Annotated in this window: 19 protein-coding genes; 7 read left to right on the top strand and 12 right to left on the bottom strand. The window is 60.0% G+C overall.

Annotation, left to right across the window (positions count from 1 at the left end; translation table 11 throughout):
• Positions 1-16: 16 nt before the first annotated feature.
• Positions 17-916 (bottom strand): ABC transporter ATP-binding protein, encoded by a 900-nt coding sequence (locus LGH70_RS17220; RefSeq protein WP_226188263.1) that lies wholly within the window; start codon positions 914-916, stop codon positions 17-19.
• A 401-nt stretch (positions 917-1,317) separates the two neighbouring features.
• Between LGH70_RS17220 and aspS the strand changes: the two genes are divergently transcribed.
• On the top strand, positions 1,318-3,084 hold the full coding sequence (gene aspS, locus LGH70_RS17215) for an aspartate--tRNA ligase (protein WP_226188112.1): 1,767 nt from the start codon (positions 1,318-1,320) through the stop codon (positions 3,082-3,084).
• 548 nt (positions 3,085-3,632) lie between these two features.
• Here the strand turns inward: aspS and LGH70_RS17210 are convergent.
• Positions 3,633-4,211, bottom strand: coding sequence for a hypothetical protein (locus tag LGH70_RS17210; protein WP_226188110.1), 579 nt, complete (start codon positions 4,209-4,211; stop codon positions 3,633-3,635).
• 12 nt (positions 4,212-4,223) lie between these two features.
• On the bottom strand, positions 4,224-5,258 hold the full coding sequence (locus LGH70_RS17205) for a phytanoyl-CoA dioxygenase family protein (RefSeq protein ID WP_226188106.1): 1,035 nt from the start codon (positions 5,256-5,258) through the stop codon (positions 4,224-4,226).
• A 252-nt stretch (positions 5,259-5,510) separates the two neighbouring features.
• Between LGH70_RS17205 and LGH70_RS17200 the strand changes: the two genes are divergently transcribed.
• The 4 genes from LGH70_RS17200 (at position 5,511) to LGH70_RS17185 (ending at position 12,116) form a co-directional block, all read left to right on the top strand.
• Positions 5,511-8,576: a sensor histidine kinase gene (locus LGH70_RS17200; RefSeq protein ID WP_226188103.1), complete on the top strand. Its 3,066-nt coding sequence runs from the start codon at positions 5,511-5,513 to the stop codon at positions 8,574-8,576.
• Positions 8,577-8,698: 122 nt separating this feature from the next.
• Entirely contained in the window at positions 8,699-9,352 is a 654-nt protein-coding gene (locus LGH70_RS17195) for a response regulator (RefSeq protein ID WP_226188100.1), read from the top strand.
• 439 nt (positions 9,353-9,791) lie between these two features.
• Entirely contained in the window at positions 9,792-10,586 is a 795-nt protein-coding gene (locus tag LGH70_RS17190) for a 3'-5' exonuclease (RefSeq protein WP_226188097.1), read from the top strand.
• A gap of 186 nt (positions 10,587-10,772) precedes the next feature.
• Positions 10,773-12,116: an OmpA family protein gene (locus LGH70_RS17185; protein ID WP_226188094.1), complete on the top strand. Its 1,344-nt coding sequence runs from the start codon at positions 10,773-10,775 to the stop codon at positions 12,114-12,116.
• A 95-nt stretch (positions 12,117-12,211) separates the two neighbouring features.
• Here LGH70_RS17185 and LGH70_RS17180 read toward each other — a convergent pair whose 3' ends face one another.
• The 4 genes from LGH70_RS17180 to nuoK form a co-directional block, all read right to left on the bottom strand.
• Positions 12,212-13,606: an NADH-quinone oxidoreductase subunit N gene (locus LGH70_RS17180; protein ID WP_226188091.1), complete on the bottom strand. Its 1,395-nt coding sequence runs from the start codon at positions 13,604-13,606 to the stop codon at positions 12,212-12,214.
• A 17-nt stretch (positions 13,607-13,623) separates the two neighbouring features.
• Complete coding sequence (locus LGH70_RS17175) at positions 13,624-15,108, bottom strand: complex I subunit 4 family protein (protein WP_226188089.1); 1,485 nt, start codon at positions 15,106-15,108, stop codon at positions 13,624-13,626.
• Positions 15,109-15,169: 61 nt separating this feature from the next.
• Positions 15,170-17,110 carry an NADH-quinone oxidoreductase subunit L gene (nuoL, locus tag LGH70_RS17170; RefSeq protein WP_226188086.1) on the bottom strand — a complete coding sequence of 647 codons (1,941 nt, stop codon included), beginning with the start codon at positions 17,108-17,110 and terminating at the stop codon, positions 15,170-15,172.
• A gap of 125 nt (positions 17,111-17,235) precedes the next feature.
• On the bottom strand, positions 17,236-17,568 hold the full coding sequence (nuoK, locus tag LGH70_RS17165; protein WP_100339108.1) for an NADH-quinone oxidoreductase subunit NuoK: 333 nt from the start codon (positions 17,566-17,568) through the stop codon (positions 17,236-17,238).
• 359 nt (positions 17,569-17,927) lie between these two features.
• Between nuoK and LGH70_RS17160 the strand changes: the two genes are divergently transcribed.
• Both LGH70_RS17160 and LGH70_RS17155 read left to right on the top strand, forming a co-directional pair.
• The gene (locus LGH70_RS17160; protein WP_226188083.1) at positions 17,928-18,530 is read left to right on the top strand and encodes an RNA polymerase sigma factor; all 603 of its coding nucleotides are present in this window, start codon (positions 17,928-17,930) and stop codon (positions 18,528-18,530) included.
• Between the two features lie 60 nt (positions 18,531-18,590).
• On the top strand, positions 18,591-18,977 hold the full coding sequence (locus tag LGH70_RS17155; protein WP_226188079.1) for a hypothetical protein: 387 nt from the start codon (positions 18,591-18,593) through the stop codon (positions 18,975-18,977).
• Between the two features lie 58 nt (positions 18,978-19,035).
• Here LGH70_RS17155 and LGH70_RS17150 read toward each other — a convergent pair whose 3' ends face one another.
• From LGH70_RS17150 to LGH70_RS17130, 5 genes are all read right to left on the bottom strand, one after another.
• Positions 19,036-20,697, bottom strand: coding sequence for an OmpA family protein (locus LGH70_RS17150; protein WP_226188076.1), 1,662 nt, complete (start codon positions 20,695-20,697; stop codon positions 19,036-19,038).
• 410 nt (positions 20,698-21,107) lie between these two features.
• Entirely contained in the window at positions 21,108-21,692 is a 585-nt protein-coding gene (locus tag LGH70_RS17145) for a hypothetical protein (RefSeq protein WP_226188073.1), read from the bottom strand.
• A 108-nt stretch (positions 21,693-21,800) separates the two neighbouring features.
• A complete protein-coding gene (locus LGH70_RS17140; protein ID WP_226188071.1) occupies positions 21,801-22,442 on the bottom strand; it encodes a hypothetical protein in 642 nt (213 codons plus the stop codon).
• A gap of 208 nt (positions 22,443-22,650) precedes the next feature.
• Positions 22,651-23,163: a YegJ family protein gene (locus tag LGH70_RS17135; RefSeq protein ID WP_226188069.1), complete on the bottom strand. Its 513-nt coding sequence runs from the start codon at positions 23,161-23,163 to the stop codon at positions 22,651-22,653.
• 13 nt (positions 23,164-23,176) lie between these two features.
• Complete coding sequence (locus LGH70_RS17130) at positions 23,177-23,698, bottom strand: NADH-quinone oxidoreductase subunit J family protein (protein WP_226188067.1); 522 nt, start codon at positions 23,696-23,698, stop codon at positions 23,177-23,179.
• Positions 23,699-23,812: the final 114 nt, after the last annotated feature.

Here is a 23,812-nt window from a genome sequence, read left to right as displayed (position 1 = left end):
TCAGCAGGACGGTCTTTTAGCCTTTTGCCAGGGCCGTAGCTACCTTTTCGGCCGTATGAATGCGGGCGAAATACACGTCTTCCAGCGTGGGCTCCACCGATTCGAACCCGTTGCCGGGCTGGGCCAGGCTGTGCACGTGAATGATGGTTTGGCCGGCAAACAGGCGAGAGGAAATCACGGAAAACTGCTGCTGATACTGCGCCAGCTCGGCTTTGGCCACGCTGCGGCGCCAGATCTGCCCGCGCATTTCCTCGATGGCCACCAGCGGGTCGCCGGTGTACAGCACCCGGCCCTTGTTGATGATGGCAAACTGCCGGCATAGGTCCGACACGTCGCTCACGATGTGAGTGCTCAGAATCACGATACGGTCTTCCCCGATTTCGGCCAGCAGGTTGTGGAAGCGGTTCCGCTCGGTAGGGTCCAGGCCGGCCGTGGGCTCATCCACGATGATGAGCTTGGGGTTGCCGAGCAGGGCCTGGGCAATGCCGAAGCGCTGCTTCATACCGCCCGAGTAGCCGCCCAGGTTTTTGTTGCGGGCCTCCCAGAGGTTGGTCTGATGCAGCAGCGCATCCACCACCTGCCGCCGCTCGCCCTTGTGGCTAATGCCCTTGAGCACGGCAAAATGCTCCAGCAGCTCACTGGCCGTCACCTTCGGGTACACGCCAAACTCCTGGGGCAGGTAGCCCAGTACCTGCCGCACCCGCTCGGGCTCCTGCAGCACGTTGATGTCGCCGAGCTGAATCGTGCCCGAGTTGGCCTCCTGCAGGGTCGAAATCGTGCGCATCAGCGACGATTTGCCGGCGCCGTTGGGGCCCAGCAGGCCAAACATACCCGGCGCGATGCGCAGCGACACGCTGTTGAGGGCCTTGGTGCCGTTGGGGTAAGTTTTGGAGAGGTGGTCGATAACCAGTTCCATGTTCTGAGAAGAAATAGAGTAGAAGGTCGGGAGTAGGGGAGTAGACACCAGAATGCCGCCGGTAGTTGTCTGGCACTCTTGGCACTATCGACAAACATAGGGAAATATATATGCTATGTGAATTTTAACTATTTGGGTAGGGATAATCTTAGATGCTGCCAGTAGTATAAAAGAACGTCATGCGGCGCTTGGCGAAGCAACTCTCCCGCTTCGGTGTGTCGTTCGGGAGAGCTGCTTGGCCAGGCGCCGCATGACCGGAGAAGGGTACAGAATCCCCTTCCTCGCACCGGGGCGCGGCCAGCAAATTCAGGTGCATTGCGGCGGGCATGTGGCGCAGGCGCCCATGAATCCTATCTTTGCGGCGGCCGGCCCGGCTCTTTCATCTGAATATCCCCGTTACTATGCTCCGTACGCACACCTGCGGCGAACTTCGCCCCGACCATATTGGCCAAACCGTAACCCTGACCGGCTGGGTGCAGCGCACCCGCGACGCGGGCGGCATCTTCTGGATTGTGCTGCGCGACCGGTACGGCCTTACCCAGCTAGCCCTGGAAGAAGGCGTGGAAAGTGAGGAGCTGCGGGCCAAAGGCCGGGAGCTGGGCCGCGAATTCGTGATTAGCGTGACGGGCAAAGTAGCCGAGCGCTACTCCAAAAACGACAAAATCCCGACCGGCGCCATCGAAATCCGAGTCGAGCAGCTGGAGGTGCTGAACGCGGCCAAGCTGCCACCCTTCCTGATTGAGGACGAAACCGACGGCGGCGACGACCTGCGCATGAAGTACCGCTACCTCGACCTGCGCCGCAACCCGGTGCGCCGCAACCTGGAGCTGCGCCACCGCGTGGCCCAGGCCACGCGCCGCTTCCTCGACGGTCAGCAGTTTATCGAAGTCGAAACCCCGGTGCTGATCAAGAGCACGCCCGAGGGAGCCCGCGACTTTGTAGTGCCTTCGCGCATGAACCCCGGCGAATTCTACGCCCTGCCCCAGTCGCCCCAAACCTTCAAGCAGCTGCTGATGGTGTCGGGCTTCGACCGCTACTTCCAGATCGTGAAGTGCTTCCGCGACGAAGACCTGCGCGCCGACCGGCAGCCGGAGTTTACCCAGATCGACTGCGAAATGTCGTTTGTGACCCAGGAAGATATCCTGAACACGTTCGAAGGGTTGGTGCAGTACCTGTTTAAGGAGGTGAAGGGCCTCGAAATCGGGACGCTGCCCCGCATGACCTACGCCGACGCCATGCGCTTTTATGGTAACGACAAGCCCGACACGCGCTTCGAAATGAAGTTCGTGGAGCTGAACGACGTAGTGAAAGGCCAGGGCTTTCCTGTGTTCGACGCGGCTGGCCTCGTGGTCGGCATCAACGCCCACAACTCGGCTATGTACACGCGTAAGCAGCTCGACGAGCTGACCGAGTTTGTGAAGCGGCCCCAGGTGGGCGCCACCGGCCTGGTGTACGCCCGCGTGGAGCCCGACGGCAACGTGAAGTCGTCGGTGGATAAGTTCTACTCCCAGGACGAGCTGCAGAAGTGGAAAGCAGCTTTCAACGCCAACCCCGGCGACCTGCTGCTGATTCTGGCCGGGGAGCCGAACAAAACCCGCAAGGCCCTGAGCGAGCTGCGCCTGGAAATGGGCCAGCGCATGGGCCTGCGCGACAAGGACGTGTTTTCACCCCTGTGGGTGGTGGATTTCCCCTTGCTGGAGTATCTCGAGGAGGAAGGTCGCTACTTCGCCATGCACCACCCCTTCACCTCGCCCAAGCCCGAGGACGTGGCCCTGCTCGACAACCCCGATACCATTGGCGAGGTGCGGGCCAATGCCTACGACATGGTCATCAACGGCGTGGAAGTGGGCGGCGGCTCCATCCGCATCCACGACCGGGCCGTGCAGGCGCGCATGTTCAGCCTGCTGGGCTTCAGTGATGAAGAAGCCAAGGCCCAGTTCGGCTTCCTGCTCGACGCCTTCGAGTACGGTGCCCCGCCCCACGGCGGCATTGCCTTCGGCTTCGACCGGCTCTGCAGCCTCTTCGGCGGTGCCGACTCGATTCGGGACTTCATTGCCTTCCCCAAGAACAACTCGGGCCGCGACGTGATGATTGACTCGCCCTCGCCCATTTCCGGCGCCCAGCTCAAGGAGTTGAGCATTGCTACGGCGGTGGAGAAGAAGGCGTAAGTGGAGCCCGAGGAGTACCCGCAAGTCTTTTACGAAACGAAGTGGGTAGGCTATGCCTGTATGCTGTTTGGGCTTTTTTTCATTTCGATAGCTACTTACGGTTCGCTACGCGGCTCAGGTAGTGTAGGTACTACTCTCGGGTTTTGGGCTATTGGTGGTGTGGCCCTTTGGCAGGGTCGAAAAGTCCAAGCCAATAAAGTGCCTTTGCTCCAAATGGGACATGCCGGACTGTGGACGCCCAAGCTCGGCTTTTTGCCCTGGGAGCGAATTCATGTGCAAATAGATTCTGCCTCAGGCTTTAACGTTGGAACCATCTATTACCTGAGCATCAAGCGCCACACTACTCGTGAGCATCTGGATTCAGTGGCTCTTATGTCTCTGGGCCTTGATTCTAAAGAAATGGGGACGCTGCTGCGAAAGTGTAGGAGCAACTGACTTTTAATAACAGAACCCAAGAGCGGTACCTGATTTGTCAGGTGCCGCTCTTGGTTTATATGGCTTTCCAGAACTGCCACCAGGGATTTTTAACGACACTGCTGCTTTCGTTTCTAGATACTGTATCGACTGCGGTAAGGAGCCTGATTGTGCTTTGTGCTGAGCTGCCGCGGAATTTCCTGGTCAAGAACATCCCAGTGGCTATAGTTTGCAATCGTGTATTCCTGATACAGGGAAAGGAATGACAAGGTGTCTTCTTGCAGCTGCTCATAGGCTGGGCCAAGACCTATTTCAAATAGCTCTGCCGCATTCACCAAGGTGTTTAGACAGACGCTTTCGGTCTTGGTGAGTAGCTCATCCTCCCAGTTGAAAGGCAGTAATGCATCCGTCACATCGGGCACTGGTTCTTTGGTCGTTACCAGCTTTTTATAGAGTGCGCCCAACAGCGGCCGCGGGCTGGTAGAAGCCTCCATCTGATGCGCTGCCCCACTTAGAATCTCGAGTGCGGCCTCTTTGTCGTGGCTTAAAGACAGCTCAATGAAGAATATGTCCGGCTGCGCGTCGCGTAGGATAAAGCCGTCCGCCCATTGCGTTACCTCTTGTTTGGTGAATATGCCCAGCCGTAGCCCTTCGGCGAAAACGTTGATTAATTCGGCGTATTCAAATGGACTGGTATTCTTTACGTCTTGCACTTGTTCATTACATTATAACCACGCCACATTCTCCTTAAACTCCACCGGATACATATTCATGTACTGCACGATGCGCGGGTAGGTGCCGCGGTTGGGGCTGCTGCCGTGGGGCAGAAAGTGGTGCCAGATAACGAAGTCGCCGGCCTGGGCGGCAATGGGCACGGCCTGCGCGTCCAGGTTTACCTGGCGCGGGTCGGTGCCGGCGGGCAGCTGGGCCAGCCAGGGCTCCAGCCGGCGGTGAAAGCCCGGCACGCAGCAGAACGCGCCCTGCTCGGCGGGTGTGTCGCAGAGGTAGAGCAAGCCCTGGGTGCCGAAGTGAAACGGCGGCTGCAGGCTCATATCCCAGTGCAGATGGGGCCCCTGGAAGGGCAGACTAGCCGTTTCGGGCGGGTTGAAGCTGGTTCGGTCGGTGGTCGTCCACAGGTCGGGCGTGCGCCAGAGCTGAGCAAAGGCCTTCTGAATCCGCATCGACTGCCGGTTGGCCCGTAGCGTCGGGTGGTGGTAGAAGTCCATCATGATGCCCTTGCCAATCGGCTTTTCATACCAGGAAGCCGGTTCGTCGGGGTGCATGCCGAGGGCTTCCCACACGGCCAGCTCGGTGGCCCGGGCCTGCTCCCGCGTCACGGCCTGGCGCAGCACCACGTAGCCGTGTTGGTCCCAGAAGCGTAAGTCCTCGGCGCTGAGCACGTCTTCGTGGGCCTCCATTTCGCGTAAATGCGCCCGCAGGGCTTCCCCGTAGGGCTGGCCCGAGAGAGTACTGTTTAGCCGCTCAAGCTGCCGGGGCGCAATGGTACCCCCGTTTTTGGCTAGAATCCAGCGCTCAAACTCGTCGAAAGCCGGAGCAGTTTGGAGCAGGTAGTGGGTGGTTTCTTCCAGAGGCAGGCCCAACCCGTTCAGCAGCAGGTTGTCGAAGCGCCAGTCAGTTTCGGTTGGCTCAAAGCCCCGGCCGGTGCGCTTGGCCAGGGTCTGGGCCCAGTACCGTTTTAGGTGCAGCACCCCGAGTTGTCCGGTTTCGGCGGAACTGACGCTGGTTAGTGGTTCGCTCATGTAGTGGTGGTGGCAGCTCGGCAGAAGCGGTAGGATGAACAGGACGACAAATTATCGAAATGCCAGCAGTAAAAGGCCCTTTTTGGAATGGAGCTTACTTTGGTAGGCTGGCGGCAGATGAAATGGGAGCGGCGAAACAGGTGCCAAGCCGTTCGTAACACTTGCCCTCGCAAGAGTGCCGGATATAGACGATATCCTATTTTTCAATAGTTTTAAACCGGTTTTGCGCGGGTGCGGGGCCGGTTTCTGCTCATGGTTCGTCTACGCCGTATTTTTCTGTTCCTGCTGCTTATCGGCTTGGTGTCCGGTAAGACGGGAACCGCCCGCGCCCAAACCCCAGGCTCTCTTACCTTCCGCACGCTCACGGCTGCTCAGGGCCTGTCCGAAAACAGCGTTTACAGCATGGTGCAGGATCGGCAGGGCTTTCTCTGGTTTGGCACTCAGGACGGGCTGAGCCGCTACGATGGCGTCGAGTTTCGGGTGTTTCGCAACGACCCCCAGCGGGCGGGCAGCCTGAGCAGCAACTTCATTCTCTCCCTGGCCGAAGACCAGCAGGGCCGGCTCTGGGTGGGCACCGGCGGGGGCGGGTTGTGCCGCTATAACCCCGTAACGGGTCGTTTTCAGGCCTTCGAGTACGAGCAGAATGATATCAACGGCCTGGCCGACAACTTTGTGCGGGTTGTGTTCTGCGACCAGAAAGGCCAGATCTGGGCGGGTACGGAAGGCGGCTTGCACCGCTTTGTGCCCGCCAAAAAGCACTTCCAGCGCTTCACCCACCCCCTGACGCCCAAGGAAAACCTGCGGCGCAACTCCGTCCGGGCCATTACCCAAACTTCCGGCGGCCAGCTGTGGGTCGGCACGGGTGAAGGGCGCGTGAGCTGGCTGGATGCGCGCACCGGCTACCTCGCGCCGGATACGCGCTGGCAGGCCACCAGCGCCATTACGGCCCTGCAGCCCGACGCGGCTGGCGGCCTCTGGATTGGTACCGAAACCGACGGGCTGTGGTACTTACCCGCCCAAGGTCCCGCCAAGGCCGTGGGCCGCCTGCCCGGCGGGCCCGGCGAAACCATCCGGGCGCTGTTTCTGGACCGGCAGCACGAGCTGTGGGTTGGCACCAACAAAGGCTTGGTGCGCTACCAGCCTACCACCGGCACGTTTACCACCTATCAGCACCACAGCAACGCTCCTCATTCCCTGCCCGACAACGTGGTGCTGTCGGTCTTTCAGGACCGCTCGGGCCTGCTCTGGACGGGCACTGAGGGCGGCATCAGCAGCTTCGAGGGCCGGCCCAGCGCCTTTGCCACCTACCCCGAGCCCCAGGGGCCGGTGTGGGCCGTGTGCGAAGACAGGGCCGGCCGCGTGTGGGTGGGCACCGAAAGCATGGGCGTGGTGCGCTACGATGCGGCCACCGGTCAGCGGCAAACGTTCCGGCACAATCCTGCCGACCCCGGCAGCCTGAGCGAGGATTTCGTCCGGGCCCTGTGTGTGGATAAGCGCGGCCGGCTCTGGGTGGGCACCCAGAGCCAGGGGCTCGACTGCCTCGAACCCGGCGCCACCCGCTTCGTGCACTACCGCCACGACCCGGCCGTGAAGGGCAGCCTGAGCGAGGATTTCGTCCGGACCGTGTACGAAGACCCCCAGGGCCGGCTCTGGGTGGGGACCGAGGGCGGCCTGAACCTGTTCAACCCGGAAGCAAACAACTTCACCGCCTTTCGCCACGAGCCCGCCAACCCGCACAGCCTGAGCAACAACTTCGTGCGGGTGGTGCACCAGGACCGCTCGGGGCTAATTTGGGTGGGCACCGGCGGGGGCGGACTGTGCCGCTACAACCCCGAAACCGGGCGGTTTGTGGCGTTTCGGGCCGATGACCACAACCCGCGCAGTCTGAGCAGCAACTTCGTGCGCTCCATCCTGGAAGACCACACCGGCCGCCTCTGGATTGGCACCGAAGGCGGCGGCCTATGCCGCCTCGACGACCCCAGCCGGGGCCAGTTCACGACCTTCCGGGAGCCCCAGGGCCTGCCCAACGACGTGGTATACGGTATGCTCGAAGATGCCAGCGCCCACCTCTGGCTGTCGACCAACAAGGGCCTGGCCCGTTTCACGCCCGCCAACAACCAGTTCTACACCTTCGACACGCGCGACGGGCTGCCCTTCGACGAGTTCAACGCCGGCGGCTACCACCGGGGGCGCCGGGGCCGGCTGTATTTCGGGGGCGTGGAGGGGCTGGTGAGCTTCACGCCCGGCGCGGTGCGCACCAATACCACGCCGCCGCCCGTGGTACTCACGGGCTTCCGCAAGTTCAACCAGCTCGTCGAGCTGGATACCAGCATCACGGTGCGGCGCCGCGTCGAGCTGGCCCCGAGCGACTATTTCTTCTCCCTCGAATTTGCCGCTCTCAACTTTCGGCTGCCCGAGAAGAACCGCTACGCCTACATGCTCGAAAACTTCGACCCCGACTGGGTGCAGGCCGGTACCAAGCGCGAGGCCACCTACACCAACCTCGACCCGGGTACCTACACGTTCCGGGTGCGGGCCACCAACAACGACGGCATCTGGAATCCGCGGGGTACGGCCCTGACCATTGTGGTGCAGCCCCACTGGTACAGCACCTGGTGGTTTCGGGTGCTGATCAGCTGGCTGCTGTTTGGCCTGCTGTTTCTGGCCTACCGCCTGCGGGTGCGCCAGCTACTGGCCCTGGAGCGGGTGCGCCACAACATTGCCCGCGACCTGCACGACGACATGGGCTCCACGCTCAGCAGTATTTCCATCCTGAGCCAGATTGCCCGCACCCACCAGCACAACCAGCGCACCGAGCAGGCCACCGCCCTGCTCGACCAGATCGGGGACAGCTCCCGCCGCATGCTCGACGCCATGGACGACATCGTCTGGACCATCAACCCGGCCCACGACTCGATGGAGGACGTGGTAGCCCGCATGCGCAGCTTCGCTTCCGATGTGCTCGAAGCCCGCGGCATCGACTTCACCTTCCGCGTCGACCCTTCGGTGGCCGGCCTGCGCCTGAATATGCGGGCCCGGCGCGAGTTTTTTCTGCTCTTCAAGGAAGCCGTAAACAACCTGGCCAAGTACGCCCAGTGCCAGCAGGCCGCTATTTCCCTCGTCTACGAACACCACCGGCTGGTGCTGACGGTGGAAGACGACGGCGTGGGCTTCGACCCGGCCGCCCCGGCCCAGGGCGGCGGCAATGGCCTGACTAATATGCGTAGCCGGGCCGCGGCCATGAAAGGCGTGCTCGACATTCAGACGGCGCCCGGCAAAGGCACCGTGCTGCGCCTGAATGTGCCGCTAAAACACTGATTCAGAAGCCCACAGGTAGCGTTTTGCCCGCCCTGAAAACCCGGCTCACATGTTCATGTAGGCTCAACTATGCTGCTGGGTCCTGTATCTTCACGGTTGCAAAACACACCTAGCAGTAGCCCATGGAAACTCCCACCCGCGTTCTGATTTACGAAGACAACTCTGACCTGCGGGCCAGCCTCAGCCAGCTGCTTGCCGGTTCGCCGGGCCTGGAGCTGGTGGGGGCCCTGGGCAACTGCACCCAGGCCACTGCCGACGTGGCCCGCCTCACCCCCGACGTCATTCTGATGGACATCGACATGCCCGGCATCAATGGCATCGAGGGGCTGAAGCGCATCAAGAAAGCCTCCCCCCAGATAAACGTGGTGATGCTCACCGTGTTCGAGGACAACGACCGGGTGTTTGAGGCCATTTGCGCCGGGGCCGACGGCTACCTGCTCAAGAAAACCCCACCCGTCAAGCTGCTCGACGCCATCGGGGAAGTACGGCTGGGCGGCGCCCCCATGACGCCCGCCATTGCCCGGCAGGTGCTGCGCCTGTTTCCGCGCTCCAAGCCGCCGGTCGCTACTGCCGATGAGTCGCCGGCCAACCTGAGCGCCCGGGAGCAGGAGATTCTGGGTTTGCTGGTAGAAGGCTACAGCTACAAGATGATAGCTGCCGACCGCGGCATCAGCATCGACACGGTGCGCTCCCACATCAAGAAGATCTACGAAAAGCTGCACGTGCGCTCCATGACCGAGGCCGTCTCCAAGGCGCTGCGCCAGGGCCTGACCTAGGCCGGCAGCAGGCGTCTCACATGTTCATGTGATTGATTAACGCCCCAGAAACCTGCATCTTGAACCCGACCAATGACCCCGACAAATCCGCGCTGGCGGAGGGCAGGCGGAGTCACTGGATAGGGTGCCTAAACTGTCGGTTGCCATGCCTAAACCACGTCGCCAAGTGCTGATTGTTTTGCTGGGCCTTTGGCTGACGGGCCGCCCGGCCCTGGCCTGAGAAGCCCGCTGGCGGCTGTTCTGCCGCGCGCCACTGCACCCGCTACCCGCCGCCCGCTTTCCGGTTCACACACCGCCGGAAAGCGGGCGGCGCAGCTTTGGGCGGTATCCGAAAGCGTGGCGCCCCCGATTTTTTCTGCCAAATCTTGCTCCCGGTCGTGCGCCCATGCGCCCGAAAGGCCTATCTTCGATAGACAAATACTGGTTGGAGCGCTTCGTTATGCAGATTTTACGCAATATTTCCCTGGAGCAGATCTTCGTCCTCGACATCGAGACTGTTCCCTGTGTAGGCTGTCATGATGAGTTGAATGACATGCTGCGCCTGCTCTGGGAGCATAAGTGCCATGCCCTGCGCCGCGAAAAAGGCTGGAGCTCCAGCCGGGCCGATGTGGAGGCCATGCCTTCGCAGCTGGAGGCTGCCTCCTTGTTCGAGCAGGCGGGCATCTACGCCGAGTTTGGCCGGGTAGTGTGCATTTCTGTGGGCTGCTTCACCTTCGACAAGCAGGAAGAGCAGTGGAACTTCCGGGTGAAAAGCTTCGCCGACCACGACGAGGTGAAGATGCTGCGCGAGTTTTCGGCCCTGCTGGCCCGCAAGCCCAACTACCTGCTCTGCGCCCACAACGGCAAGGAGTTCGACTTTCCCTACCTGGGTCGGCGCCTGCTCATCAACGGCCTGCCGCTGCCGCCGCAGCTGGATATTGCCGGCAAGAAGCCCTGGGAAATTGCCCACCTCGACACGATGGAGCTCTGGAAGTTTGGCGACCGGAAATCCTTTACCTCCCTGTCGTTGCTGGCCGCTATGTTCAACATTCCCACGCCTAAGGACGACATCACCGGGGCCGATGTGGCCCGCGTGTACTACACCGATAACGACCTGCCCCGCATCGTCCACTATTGTCAGAAAGACATTATCACGACGGCCCGGCTGGTGCAGAAATTCCGTGGGGAAGAGCCGTTTCCCGACGAGGCGGTAATCTACGCCGATGCGGTGGGCGCCGTGATGAAGCGCGTATAAAGTTCTGCCTTTCGGCTGCCTGAAGCCAGCGCCATTTCCACCCCGGAAATGGCGCTGGCTTTTTTATTTCGACTGTTTATGGAGGGTAATCTGTTGTAGCATAGAGTATTATGGTAATAATATATTGGTAGTATTTAAATAAAAATTAGTACTATTAACTATCGTACACGCCTAAACTCTACAGTGATGCAACAAAACCTACTGGAGGAAGTCGAAACGTACTTTACGGGTAATACCGTAAGCCAGGCCAGCGTAGTGGTGGGCGAGAGTGAGGAGGGAGTTCGGAAGGCTTTAGGAAAGATTACCCCACTTGTTCTCAGTAGTTTCATGGGCCGCGCCGAGCGGCCCGGTGGTTCGGAAACCCTCTGGACCCTGACCCACGAAGCCGCCGAATCGGGCGTGCTGCCCAACCTGCTGACGGCCGATACCCTGCAGCGGCGCTCCGACCTGATGCGGGCCCTGCTGGGCGAGGCATACGCGGCCACGGTGGCCCGGATTGCCAATGCCACGGGCACCAAAACATCTTCCGTGGAGACGCTGCTGGCTATTGTGGCCCAGGCCGTGCTGCACCGCCTGGCCAGCTACGCCGCCCTGCATAGTCTGAACGCGGATGAGCTGTTCGCCTTTTTAAAAAGTCAGCGGGCCCAGGTGCTGGAGGCAATGCTGCCTGGCAGCAGCGCTATGCCGTTTGGCGTCGAAGCTGGCCCGCTCAGCAGTCCGGCACCCGTTGCGGCCGCGCCCGTGCCCGAGGCCGGCCCCGGTGCGCTGGGGTGGGCGGCCGTGGGAGGGGGCCACACCTACAGCGCACCCACCCCCGCTGCTCCCGCGGCTTCACCTGCCGGCCGCTGGGCCTGGGTATTGGCTTTGGTGGTGCTGGGGGCTCTGGCCGAGTACTTCTTTATGCGCAATGAACGGCTGGTAAGCCCGGCCGATGTATCGGTGGCGGCCCTGGCCCCGAACGAGGCCGGGACTAGCGCGGCGCCAGCTATAACCCCAGCGGATGCGGAAGGAACCGGCGGCCACTACGACGCGGCCCTCGACACGTACATCTACGACCCCGGCCGGGCCATCACCCTGACGATGGTGGATGGCACAACCCAGACGGTGGGCGTAAATTCGACGGAAAACCGGCTCTACACCTTCCTGGCCGACCCCGCCCTGCAGGTAGACCCCGTCAACCGCACCAAGGGCTGGATCAACTTCGACCGGGTGTACTTCGATGCGCGGAAAGCCACGCTAACCGACGAGTCGAAGCAGCAGCTGCGCAACGTGGCCAGCATTCTGAAAAGCTTCCCCGGGGCCCGCGTCAAGATTGGGGGCTACACCGATACGACCGGCAACTGGATGGCCAATCTTAAACTCAGTGAGGAACGGGCCAACACGGCTATGTCGGAGCTGGTGGGAATGGGAATTGCGGTGAGCCGGCTCGAAGCCAAAGGCTACGGGGGCAAGCACGGCATTGCCAGCAACGTGACGCCCATGGGCCGGGCCCTGAACCGGCGCATCAGCATCCGGGTAACGCAGAAGTAAACCAGACTGAGCCCCGGGAGCAGAAGCAAAGAAAAAGAGCGGCTTGGGGCCGCTCTTTTTCTTTGTCCGGGAGGAAGCCGAGGCGGCTCAACCCGTTAAAAAACGTCGCTGAGCAGGCCGGGCAAGATGCCGAGCACCACTGTAAGCAGGGCCAGCAGCACCAGCACGGCCGACTGAAAGCCGCTCACCACGATGGGCTCGGCATTCTCATCTTCCGCCGGCTGCATATACATGGCAATGATGGGCCGCAGGTAGTAGTAGATGCTGACCATGGACATCACCACGGCGAATACGACCAGCCAGATATAGCCCCGGTTGATGGCCGCGCCGAAAGTGAAAAACTTGCCGAAAAAGCCCCCCGTCAGCGGAATGCCGGCCAACGACAGCATGGCTACCGTCATCACGAAGGCCAGCAGCGGATTGGTTTTGGCCAGGCCGTTGAAGCTGGCGTAGTCTTCGCGCTGGCGCTGATCGGATACCAGCTTGAGCACTGCAAAGGAGGCTACCGTGGCAATGGAGTAGGCCAGGGAGTAGAAGAAGATGGCGTTGGCCGACAGCTTGCCGTTTACCGCTACCAGACCAATGAACAGGTAGCCCGCGTGCGAAATGCTGGAGTAGGCCAACATGCGCTTAATGCTGGTCTGGGCCACGGCGCCCACGTTGCCGATGAGCAGCGTCAGGACGGTAATGGACATAATGGTTGGTACCCAGAAGCCCTGGGCGGAGTAGAAAGCGGCCATCAGCAGCTTGAAGAAAGCCGCGAAGCCTGCCGTTTTCACCACCGTGCTCATAAAGGCCGCGAAGAAGGTCGGGGTGCCCTCGTACACGTCGGGCGTCCAGTAGTGGAACGGGGCCGCCGACACCTTGAAGCTGATGCCGATAAACATCAGCAGCATGCCCACATACAGCATGGGCCGCAGCGAAGCATTGACCGGATTAACGATGCCAGCATCAATCTGAGTGAGCTGGAACGTGCCGGTAGCGCCGTAGACCAAGGCAATGCCGAAGAGCAGGATACCAGTGGCAAACGAGCCCATCAGGAAGTACTTCAGTGCCGCTTCGTTGGAGCGCACGTTGCGCTTGTCGGAGCCGGCTACCACGTACATCGACACGCTCAGAATCTCGATGCCCACGAACAGCATCAGCAGGTTGTCGTAGCTCACCATCATGATGGCGCCCACGAGCGAGAACAGCAGCAGGGAGTAGTATTCGGCCAGGTTTTCCTCGCCGTCGCGCACGTATTTCTGGGAGAAGGGAATCAGCAACAGCGTCGTCAGGACCACGATGCCGGTGAAGGCCACCGAGTACCGGTTGATGGTGAGCATGTTGTTGAAGTACGACTCGGAAGCCGCGTTCCAATCGAGCAGGTTTACCCCGAAGGCCAGCGCCAGAATAACCATGGCGGCGGGCAGCAGGATTTTGTTGGACTTCAGGAACCCGAAGAACAGGTTAACGATGCCGAGAACGGAGAGCAGAATAATAGAAGTCATGTCGTCGGAATCAGGGCTTATGAGCGGGAAACCAGCGTGAGAATCTGTAGCACGGCGGGCTCCGAGATGCGCAGGAAGGTATTGGGGAAGAGGCCAATCCAGAACACGAGCACAATCAGGGGCACCAATACGGCCAGCTCACTGCCAGTCAAGTCCTGAATGGTAGCGGTAAAGGAGGTTTCGGGGCCCAGCATCACGCGCTGGAACATGCGCAGCAGGTACACGGCGGCCAGAATGATGGTGACACCGGCCACAGCGCCCAGCCAGGGGTTGTACTGATACACGCCGGCCAGCAGCAGGAACTCACCCACGAAGCCGTTGGTGAGCGGCAGCGCCACCGTGCCGAGCAGCAGCACCAGGAAGCACACCGACAGCAGCGGCGTATTCTTGGTCAGGCCCCCCAGCTCTGGAATCTGGCGGGTGCCGGTGCGGCGCTGGATGATGTCGCCGATAAAGAACATGCCGACCACGTTTACGCCGTGGGCCAGCATCTGAATCACGGCGCCCTGCAGGCCCATAAAGGTGAGCGAGAACACGCCGGCAGCCATCAGGCCCACGTGCGAGAGCGACGAATAGGCAATAAGCCGCTTCATGTCGCGCTGACGAATAGCGATGACAGCGCCGTAGATGATGCCGATAACCGAGAGAATCATCACCAGCTTGCTCCACTGGCTGACGCCGAGCGGCACGATGGGCAGCAACCACCGCAAACAACCGTAGATACCCATCTTAAGCATGATGCCCGAGAGCAGCATGGTAGCGGGCACGGGGCTTTCGGTGTAGGTATCGGGCTGCCAGGTGTGGAAGGGGAAAATCGGCATCTTCACGGCGAAGGCAATGAAGATAAGCCAGAACAGCCAGGCCTGCTGCGAGGCCGACAGCGTCAGGCTGTAGAATGTGGCAATGTCGGAGGAACGAACCCCGCCGTAAACCCCGGTCTGGAAGTAGAGGTACACGAAGGCGGCCAGCATAAACAGCGAGCCGATGATGGTGTAGAGAAAGAACTTGAACGTGACGGCAATGCGGCGCTCCGAGCCCCAGACGCCGGCAATAAAGTAAATCGGAATCAGAGCCACTTCCCAGAAGAAGTAGAACAGAAAAGCATCCAGGGACACGAATACGCCAATCAGGCCGGTCTGCATGAACAGAATCAGGGCGTAGAAGGCCGAGGCGTTGGGGTAGTTGTGGCGGAAGGAGGCCAGAATGATAAGCGGCACCAGGAAGGTAGTGAGCAGCACCATCAGCAAGCTCAGGCCATCGAGCCCGATGTGGAAGTTGATGCCAGCCGACTCAATCCAGGGAATGTTGATGGAAAAGCGGGAGTAAGCCGCGGTGCTGTTGCCGGGCGCCACATTCATCGACGCGGATACGGCGGTAAATACCGCCACGGCAAATTCCACGAGGGCCGCACCCAGGGCCAGCACACGCGCCGCATTGCCCTTGGCAAAGTGCAGCAGAAGTGCCGCCGCTACGGGAAAGAAGAGTAAAAAGGCAGTCAGCATACTTTATTCAGATGCAGATGAAGCCGGGGAAATCTTCCACGCCGGCCGTCCAGAGGAAGCGTTAGAATTGGAAGACGTTCAGCGCCAGAATCAGCACGATACCGACGACCATCAGAATCAGGTAGAGGCCTACGTAGCCGGTTTGCACATAGCGCAGCAGCTGCCCGCCGCCGAGCGTGACGCGACCGAAGCCGTTCACAATCGGGTCGATGATGCCCTGCTCCACGAAGCGGTACAGGCCCTTCGAGAGGCCCATGACGGGCTGCACGAAGATGGTGTTGTACAGCTCGTCGATGTAGTATTTGTGGTAGACCAGGCTTTCGGGGGCGGAGCGGTGAGCGTCGTCCTCGGCCGGGCGCACCCGACGGCTCACGTACTGCACGTAGGCGAAAAGGATACCCAGCACCCCGGCGGCTACCGACAGGCCAATGAGCATCAGCTCGGTGCCGTGGTCCAGCTCGCCGGCAAAGGCTTCAGGGTTGAGGCGCTGCGAATAAGTGAACAGGGGAGCCAGATACTCGGCGAGGTAATGCTTGCCCACGAACATCGGGGCGCCCATAAAGCCACCCACGGCGGCCAGAATGGCCAGCACAACCAGCGGCAATGTCATCGAGGCCGGCGACTCGTGCAGGTGGTGCTTCTGCGCCTCGGTGCCACGGAACTCGCCGAAGAACGTCAGGAACAGCAGGCGGAACATGTAGAAGGCCGTCAGGAAGGCCGTGACCATGCCGATGCCCCACAGAATCTTGTTGTGCTGGTAGACGTGCTCCAGGATTTCATCTTTCGAGAAGAAGCCTGAGAACGGCGGAATGCCCGAAATGGCGAGGCAGCCGATGAGGAAGGTCAGGAAGGTGATGGGCAGTGCTTTGCGCAGGCCGCCCATGCGGCGAATGTCCTGCTCGTTGCTCATGGCGTGAATCACGGAACCGGCGCCCAGGAACATCAGGGCCTTGAAGAAGGCGTGGGTCAGGACGTGAAACAGCGAGGTGCTGTAGCCCATAACGCCCAGGGCCAGGAACATGTAGCCCAGCTGCGAAACGGTAGAGTAGGCCAGCACTTTCTTGATGTCGTTCTGGGCCAGACCGATGGTAGCGGCAAACAGCGCGGTGAGGCCGCCAATCCAGGCCACGACGTGGAGCGTGTCGGGGGCCAGGGTGAAGAGCACGTTGGAGCGCAGCACCATGTAGATACCGGCTGTTACCATGGTAGCGGCGTGAATCAGGGCCGAAACCGGGGTAGGGCCGGCCATGGCGTCGGGCAGCCAGGTGTAGAGCGGCAGCTGGGCCGACTTACCCATGGCGCCCACGAAGAGCAGCAGGGTAATGGCCGTGACAACACCCGTCCCGATTTGCAGGGTCGAGGCTTTCTGGAACACCTCGGCGTACTGCACCGAGTCGAAGGTGAGGTAGATCAGGAAGATGCCGAGCAGGAAGCCCAGGTCACCGACGCGGTTGATAATGAAGGCTTTCTTGGCGGCGTTGTTGTTGCCGTGGTCCTTGTTCCAGAAGCCGATAAGCAGGTAGGAGCAGAGCCCCACGCCTTCCCAGCCGATGAACAGAATCACGAAGTTGGCGCCCAGCACCAGCACCAGCATGCTGAACACGAACAGGTTCAGGAAGGCGAAAAACTTGCCCACGTTCTCGTCGTGGTGCATGTAGCCGATGCTGTAGACGTGAATCAGGAAGCCCACGCCCGTGACGAGCAGCAGCATAATCAGGCTGAGCTGGTCAATCTGGTAGGAGAAGGGAATCTGCATCGAGCCGACCGAAATCCAGTCGAAGAGCTTCACCGTGTACTGGTACTGAAAGGTGGTGAACAGGTACACCGAAATCAGGAAGGAGCCCAGCACCATCAGGCTGCTGATAGCGCCGGCCACCGTGCCCGAGAGTTTTTTGTTCAGCAGGCCATTGATGAGAAAACCCAAAAACGGCAGCAGCGGAATCAGAACGTACAGCAGCGTGGAGTAAGGGGCGCTGGCCGCGGGTATTACAGTTTCTTGCATAGGAGGTATGCTATAAGAAAACCGTCTGTCGTCCTGAGCAGAGCGAAGGACCTTATGACGTCAGAACAAGTTGCTCCACTGCTATAAGGTCCTTCGCTCTGCTCAGGATGACAGGCGAGTTATCATTACCACTTAAGACGGTTAAGCAGATTGACGTCGGTATTCTGGAAGTTGCGGTAAATCATCACGATGATGCCCAGGCCCACCGAAACTTCGGCGGCGGCCACGGCCATGATGAAAAACACGAAGATTTGCCCGTTGGGGTCGGAGCGGTAGGCAGAAAAGGCCGTCAGCAGCACGTTTACGGCGTTGAGCATCAGCTCCACGCACATAAAGATGATAATGGCATTGCGCCGGGTTAGCACGCCCGTTACGCCGATGGCAAATAGCGCCGTGGCGAAGTATATGTAATACTCAAGCGGGACGGTGCGAATGACTTCCGGGATGGTCTGTTCCATGCAGTGGGGTCAGCGGACAAGGCAAAGAGGCCCAGCAAAGCTCAGCTGGGGTGAATTAGCTGGCAAAGGTATCCTGAAAATCGGTAAATACACAGGGAAAAGTACAGTTTGGGCCGTTGCCGCACGAAGGGAAGGGCCATCCGGAAAGAATTAGAAACATTTAACTTGGCTGTCGTGCCGGGCAAAGCGCGGCCTCCCGGGTGCTGGCGTTGGAACAGCCTTGCTTCCCGTTGCCCGCTAGCTACTTCGCTCGGGCTCGGCAGGCGGTTCTTTTTTCCTGGCGGCCTGGGCTATATATCCCGCAAAATATTCTCGCGCCGATAAAGTATTTTTCCGCCTTCCGCGTCTGTTTAGTCAGAATGGACGCACTTGCACTAAACGCCTTACCCGTAGGCACGATGAGAGGACAGGACCGGCAGATTCAGGAGGCCGTGCAGCAGCAGCGTGGTCGGCTGCTGGCCTTCATTCGCCGCCGCGTACCCGACCCGGCCGACGCCGAGGATATTCTGCAGGATGTCTTCGGGGAGCTGGTGGAAAGCTACCGGATGCTCAAGCCCGTGGAAAAAGTGGCCTCCTGGCTGTTCCGCGTGGCCCGCAACCGCATCACGGACCTCTACCGCAAAAAGAAGACGGCATCGCTGGAAGAGGAGATGCTGCGCTACGCCGACGACAACGAGGAAGGCTCCCTACTGCTGGCCGACGTGCTGCCCGCCGACGATGATGCGCCCGAAAACCGCCTGCTGCGCGAAACCCTGATGGAAGCCCTGGCCGACGCCCTGGCCGAATTGCCCAAAAACCAGCGCGACGTGTTCGTGTGGCACGAGCTGGAGGGCAAGAGCTTCAAGGAGCTGGCCGAGGAAACCGGCGTGCCGCTCAAAACCCTGATTTCGCGCAAGCACTACGCCGTGCAGCACCTGCGCCAGCGCCTGCAAGTGCTCTACACGAATCTGTTTACCGACTAACAAAAGACCGTCCTGCCTGGTCACCTTCAGCCGGACGTCCTTTATAAAAGCAACACCCCCATGAATCGTAAATTCTGGCTGCTGCGCGGCCTCAAAATTGCCTTCCTCGGTGCCCTGTTCATCCTCGTTATGGGCTTTGGCACCAGGGCGCTGTGGAACTGGCTGGTCCCCGAGCTTTTCCACGGCCCTTTCATCAGCTTCTGGCAAGCCCTAGGTCTGCTGCTGCTCACGCGTCTGCTGACCGGCTTTCGGGGCGGAGGCGGGCGGCCCAACTTCAGCCGCAAGTGGCAGAAACACAAGAACGACTGGAAACAGCGCATGGAAACCCGCATGGCCAGTATGACGCCGGAGGAGCAGGAGAAATTCCGGCAGAAGATGCGCGCCAGCTGCGGCCCGCCCTGGATGCGGCGCGGCGCCGAACCGGCCCCGACGACAGCAACTGAGTAGCCAACAAAAGCGGCTCCTGATTTCTCAGGAGCCGCTTTTGTTTATGAAGGTCCGGATGTCATGCAGTACAAATGCTAACCTCAGTGGGTCGCATCGGTGCTTTCCCGGTTCCGGATATGGGCCTGCAGCCGGCCGGCGGCCCAAACAGCATGAACGCGTGAGACTTTGCTTTTCTGGGCCGCTTCTTCCGCATGCGCGTCCCCAGGCGTTGCAGCCAGCGGCCTACTTTGGTGCGCCGTGGCCGCAGCTCCCGGGCTTTGCCGGGTTTCGCGGGGGTGGTGTAGGCTACCGGGCGCCGGCCACTCGCGGCGGCTTCTCTGGCTTTGACGGGCACAGCCGCTGCTATAGCCCGGTTGAGTACCTGCATGCTCAGTTGGTTTAGCGCTAGCCCAGTGGGGGAAGCATGCGTGGCAGATAGGGCCTGGGTGCCATAGCCGGCGGTCAGCAGCCGGCTTCTGGCTACGCCCAGCGCGCTCAGGGCGTACATGGCGGCCCGGGCGCGCTGCTGGCTGAGCTGCTGGTTTGCCTGCTCATCTCCCGTGGGGGCCGCGTGGCTTGCCAGCTTAATCTGAGCCTGGGGAAAAGCCTTCAGAATGGCCGCCAGCCTGCGTAGCTGCTCCTGCGATTCCCGGGTCAGCGTAGCCTTTCCGGGTGTGAAATACACCCGGTCAGCAGAAAGCCAGCCGGCCGTGGGGTGCAGCGAATCGGCCTGCTGGGTAGGGTCAGTCAGGTAGCGGTAGAGGCGGTATTCCGTCGAGTGGGCTGTTACCCGCTGCCGGCTGCCATTGGGTAAGGTCAGCAGCAAAGCGTGACCGGTAGTGTAGCCCTCGGGGTTCGGTAGCGGGGTATAAGGCATAGCCGCCGCGTTAGAGCTCCCCAACTCAGATGACGGCGCAAGGGTGGGCGGTGCTGCTGTGCGCGCGGCTTCGGTTGGCAGTACCACATTGGCTACCGACATAGCCGGCGTACCCGCGGGGTAGCTTTGCCCGGGCTGTATTGCGGACTGACCCGGGCCGCCCAGCATTTGACCGCCCAGATAGCCCAATCCGGCCAGGGGCACCAGCAGCCACACCCAGCCCGGCACTTTGCTGCTTTTGCGCGGTGCGCCGGACCCCGGCGTAAAGGTGATGCCGCCGCCTACCTTTTCCCAGGTGCCAGCTCCCGCAACGGTAAAGCGCTGTATCGTTTCCTTGTCAGAATCTGGGCGAAGCGCGGCCGGTTTTGCCTGGGGCAGAGGCGCGGGATTCGCACTCCGGGGCTGCTGCTGCAGCCACTGGCTAAGGGCCGGCGCATCGAGCTGCTGGTCGGTGGCCCGTTGGCCCAGCGTGCCCAATACCGCGGCCACGGCAACTTCCAGCAGGTGGTCGAAGGCCGCTGCGGGCAGGGCAGCGGTACTCGCAAGCTGGCGGGTCGTGTCTGCATACCGCTCCCCGAGCAGGCCCTGCATCAGGTTGCGGCCCCGGTGCGTGTGCGGGTCGAGCGTACTGAGCGTGGGCAGCAGCTTCGCCTCTTGAGCCTGGCGCGTCAGCGTCCAGAGCGCCTCTTCGCCATTGGGCTTGCGTACCCGGTCCTGCAAGCTCCGGATGACCAAGGCCACCAGCCGGGCGAATGTATTCTGAACGACCGTTGGGCTTTGGTGGAGCGACACGCTCAGGTGTTGAAGGTGAGCTTCCGTAAGGGCCGAATTAGCGGCTTCGAGCACAGTTTCATCCTGCCACATAAGCTACATGGTAAGTTGCATGCCTAATTTAAAACTAATTATTTATAAAAATACCCATAAAGCATCTTGGGCAATACGCTTCTCCTGATTCATAAAAGCTTGATACAGAGCAAGCCCGCCACTCCGCTCGCTCGTGTAAAACAACCAAGCGGAGTGGCGGGCTTGTGCCGCCAGGACTGTTACAGCGCAGCTGTTTTCTCAGAAGGTACTCTACTCGACAGCAGTATCTGGGCGGCAGCTATGCGTTCAGAGGCTATTTCCGAGGAGCCGCCAGTGCAGCGAATAGTGAAGAGAAGGGTCGTGCATGCCCAGGACAGGTACCCCAAGCGGGCGTTGGATACCGTCGGGCGGGACCAGTAGAAAGTGGGTAAGAAAGCAAGTACGGATTGAACGGCACCTACCTTAGCGCCTCACCGCAGGTAGTGTAGCAGCAGAATTATCCCGTAGAGCCAGCCCAGATAGAGGGCCGTGTAGGTGAGGCTGTAGCGCAGGCTGCGCAGCAGGTGGCCTTTGCACCAGGCCGAATGGCGAAATACCAGCCGCAGCGCCCGAAAGAATATCCAGTACAGAATAGCCGCGCAGATAACAAAGGCCGCCCAGGCAATGGCCGCAAACATCCATAACAGTGCTACGGCTACCACCGCTGCCAGCAGCCAGAATAGAATTGCCATAAGAATCCCGGCCCCTTCTCCCGCATCGAAGTCCAGGTCTGCCAAATCCACGTCCGGTAAATTCTCCGGAAGCGCCAGGAGCCGCTGCCGGGTGGCAATAGGGCCAAGCGTATCGCGCAGCTTCACTCCCACATACAAGCTCACGGTGAGAAACGACGAGAAGGAGGCCGTCAGAATAGTAGCTGCTACCAATGAGTCCCGGAACAGCGTCCATTCCTGCCTCAGGCCCACAAACCACACTGCTATGATGGTAGCCGTTGCCACGAGCAGCGTGGTAATAAAGGTCTTCTTGGAACAGAGCAGCAGAAAAGAGCGGCGTTGCATAGCGTGAGTAGATAAGACGGAAAAGATAGAATAGAAAGGCAGCTTCCGGGAATCCAGGAGCCGCCCGTTTAGACCAGGACCTTCCTTCGCGACTGAGGCGCTAACGCGCTACAGCGGCACGTAGGCCGGCGCATCCTCTTCCTGTCCGGCAAAGACGATGTGGGCCCGTTGAAAGTCTTTGCGGGCCAGCTTGTACATGCTGACCTGGTAGTTGTACTGACCATAGGCCTTTTGCTGCAGATCGGATGCTGGGAGGGGAGTCGTCGACAGCTCCAGCCGCACGGTATTATCCGCTTCTACTTCCGCTTGCACTCCATCGAGAAAGGTAGCCCCGGAAAATGCCATGGGCGGGTGAATAAGCAGCACCACAAACTCGCGTTTGAAATCAATGCGGGCGGCAGCATTAGGTTGGGAGGCTCCGAATGCCTGAGCCTCCAGCACCTGCTGGAATGCACTGCTGTCGGCTACCACCAGATAGTCGGTGTCGACAGGAAGGGCTACTTGCACCGTCCCGTCCTCCTGCACCTGCCCGATGCCCGTGTAATGGTCTTGGCCGTCGGTGGCCGCCTGCCGGGCTTGTTGCCCGTTGACCTGCCCCAGAATCATGCCCACCGTTTCCTGGGCCGACGCCGCTTTGGGACTTCGCGTGAAGCTGTAGCCCTCTATTTCCTCGGACGGTACTTTCTCCCGCGAGCAGGCTAAAACCGTGAGTAGCAGGATTCCCTGACCAATGGCCGCCAATAGCTTCATATGCATTACGAGTAAGTGAGGGCTGTATTTGCGGGATAAAGATGTAGGAATTTTAATGTTCGAGTTGGCTTCCTCTGTAGGTGCCGGCAAATCCTTGGTGAATAACCTGGTAAACGCAGCAGGCCAAGAATTCCGGCTTGCATCATCTCGGCCCAGTTTGGCGGAAACATAAAAGTGGCGCCTGATACTTCAGGCGCCACTTTCGGTTCTAGAATTGCCACTCGGTAGCTTTGTCGAATTCGGCTCTTTCCTTTTGTGACATCCGATTACGGATTACTCTAATGGAATAACCACCAACCAGTCGGTTGTTCTTCGTGTAATTCCAATCGGTAATCGAGTCCTTGTGTACAGCTACACGTTGACCTATACTGACGGTTTTTGTGTATTCTGGCTCATTATCAATTGCTCCGTATATAGAATCACCTTTGACCGTGAGGTTGCTAAGCCAAATATGTTCTTGGAATCCATCGGCTGGGAAAGCAGCTTTAACACCAAAATTATACATGGTTGTATCACCGCTTGTCAGAGCAGTAACAAATTCACCAACAGTCTTGCGGCTCTTCTGCTGAGCAGCAACCATCAGAGAGTCGTCTGCATTAGCATTGTATATCTGGGTTTCTTCGCTCCAGCCAGATTCTTTGTCGGAAGGATTACACCCCGATAAAAAGAAAACAGCTCCTGAAATCAGGAGCTGAATCTTGACAAGTTGTTGCAATTGCATTTATAGACTCACATTAGAAATTTCGCTCTCCGGCTTCGCGCTTGCCCAGCATCACGGCCCCAACCATAGCGGCCAGGAACAGTACCGAGGCCAGCTCGAAGGGCAGCAGGTATTTAGTGTAAAGCACCATGCCTAGCTGGCTGACCATGCCGATCTGCGAATCAAAGGTGGCGGCGTTGAACGTGTTAGCCGTCTGCACATCGCGCAGGGCCGCTACCATTACCACCAGCAGCAAGCCGCCTGCTACGGCCGCTGCTACCTTCGACATGGTCGATTTGTGGGGTTCCGTGTCGGCGTTCAGGTTCAGGAACATAATCACGAACAGGAACAGCACCATGATGGCACCGGCGTATACGATGATGTTCACGGCGGCCAGAAACTGCGCGTTCAGAATCAGGTAGTGCCCCGAAAGTGAGAAGAACGTCAGGATCAGGAACAGCACGCTATGCACCGGGTTTTTGGCCAGCACTACGCCCAGGGCCGCAAACAAGGCCACAAATGACAGGAAGAAAAACAGGGAAGGAGAAGAGGCCATTGGCGGAAAGCTACTGCTAAAAGCTAGAAAACTAGTTCCCCTCCTCAGATGAGCAGGGGCTAGGGATGGTTGATAATCGGTGAGTCTGATTGTCCGGCTAAACAACGACAAACC

The sequence above is a fragment of the Hymenobacter nitidus genome (assembly GCF_020447315.1).
Taxonomy (GTDB): Bacteria; Bacteroidota; Bacteroidia; order Cytophagales; family Hymenobacteraceae; genus Hymenobacter; species Hymenobacter nitidus.
This window is presented reverse-complemented; position numbering and strand designations above follow the sequence as displayed.

Bases quoted from the DNA above. Each gene is read 5' to 3' on its own strand.
- LGH70_RS17220 (WP_226188263.1), bottom strand. From the start codon at position 916: ATGGAACTGGTTATCGACCACCTCTCCAAAACTTACCCCAACGGCACC.
- aspS (WP_226188112.1), top strand. From the start codon at position 1,318: ATGCTCCGTACGCACACCTGCGGCGAACTTCGCCCCGACCATATTGGC.
- LGH70_RS17205 (WP_226188106.1), bottom strand. From the start codon at position 5,258: ATGAGCGAACCACTAACCAGCGTCAGTTCCGCCGAAACCGGACAACTC.
- LGH70_RS17200 (WP_226188103.1), top strand. From the start codon at position 5,511: ATGGTTCGTCTACGCCGTATTTTTCTGTTCCTGCTGCTTATCGGCTTG.
- LGH70_RS17195 (WP_226188100.1), top strand. From the start codon at position 8,699: ATGGAAACTCCCACCCGCGTTCTGATTTACGAAGACAACTCTGACCTG.
- LGH70_RS17190 (WP_226188097.1), top strand. From the start codon at position 9,792: ATGCAGATTTTACGCAATATTTCCCTGGAGCAGATCTTCGTCCTCGAC.
- LGH70_RS17185 (WP_226188094.1), top strand. From the start codon at position 10,773: ATGCAACAAAACCTACTGGAGGAAGTCGAAACGTACTTTACGGGTAAT.
- LGH70_RS17180 (WP_226188091.1), bottom strand. From the start codon at position 13,606: ATGACTTCTATTATTCTGCTCTCCGTTCTCGGCATCGTTAACCTGTTC.
- LGH70_RS17175 (WP_226188089.1), bottom strand. From the start codon at position 15,108: ATGCTGACTGCCTTTTTACTCTTCTTTCCCGTAGCGGCGGCACTTCTG.
- nuoL (WP_226188086.1), bottom strand. From the start codon at position 17,110: ATGCAAGAAACTGTAATACCCGCGGCCAGCGCCCCTTACTCCACGCTG.
- nuoK (WP_100339108.1), bottom strand. From the start codon at position 17,568: ATGGAACAGACCATCCCGGAAGTCATTCGCACCGTCCCGCTTGAGTAT.
- LGH70_RS17160 (WP_226188083.1), top strand. From the start codon at position 17,928: ATGGACGCACTTGCACTAAACGCCTTACCCGTAGGCACGATGAGAGGA.
- LGH70_RS17155 (WP_226188079.1), top strand. From the start codon at position 18,591: ATGAATCGTAAATTCTGGCTGCTGCGCGGCCTCAAAATTGCCTTCCTC.
- LGH70_RS17150 (WP_226188076.1), bottom strand. From the start codon at position 20,697: ATGTGGCAGGATGAAACTGTGCTCGAAGCCGCTAATTCGGCCCTTACG.
- LGH70_RS17145 (WP_226188073.1), bottom strand. From the start codon at position 21,692: ATGCAACGCCGCTCTTTTCTGCTGCTCTGTTCCAAGAAGACCTTTATT.
- LGH70_RS17140 (WP_226188071.1), bottom strand. From the start codon at position 22,442: ATGAAGCTATTGGCGGCCATTGGTCAGGGAATCCTGCTACTCACGGTT.
- LGH70_RS17135 (WP_226188069.1), bottom strand. From the start codon at position 23,163: ATGCAATTGCAACAACTTGTCAAGATTCAGCTCCTGATTTCAGGAGCT.
- LGH70_RS17130 (WP_226188067.1), bottom strand. From the start codon at position 23,698: ATGGCCTCTTCTCCTTCCCTGTTTTTCTTCCTGTCATTTGTGGCCTTG.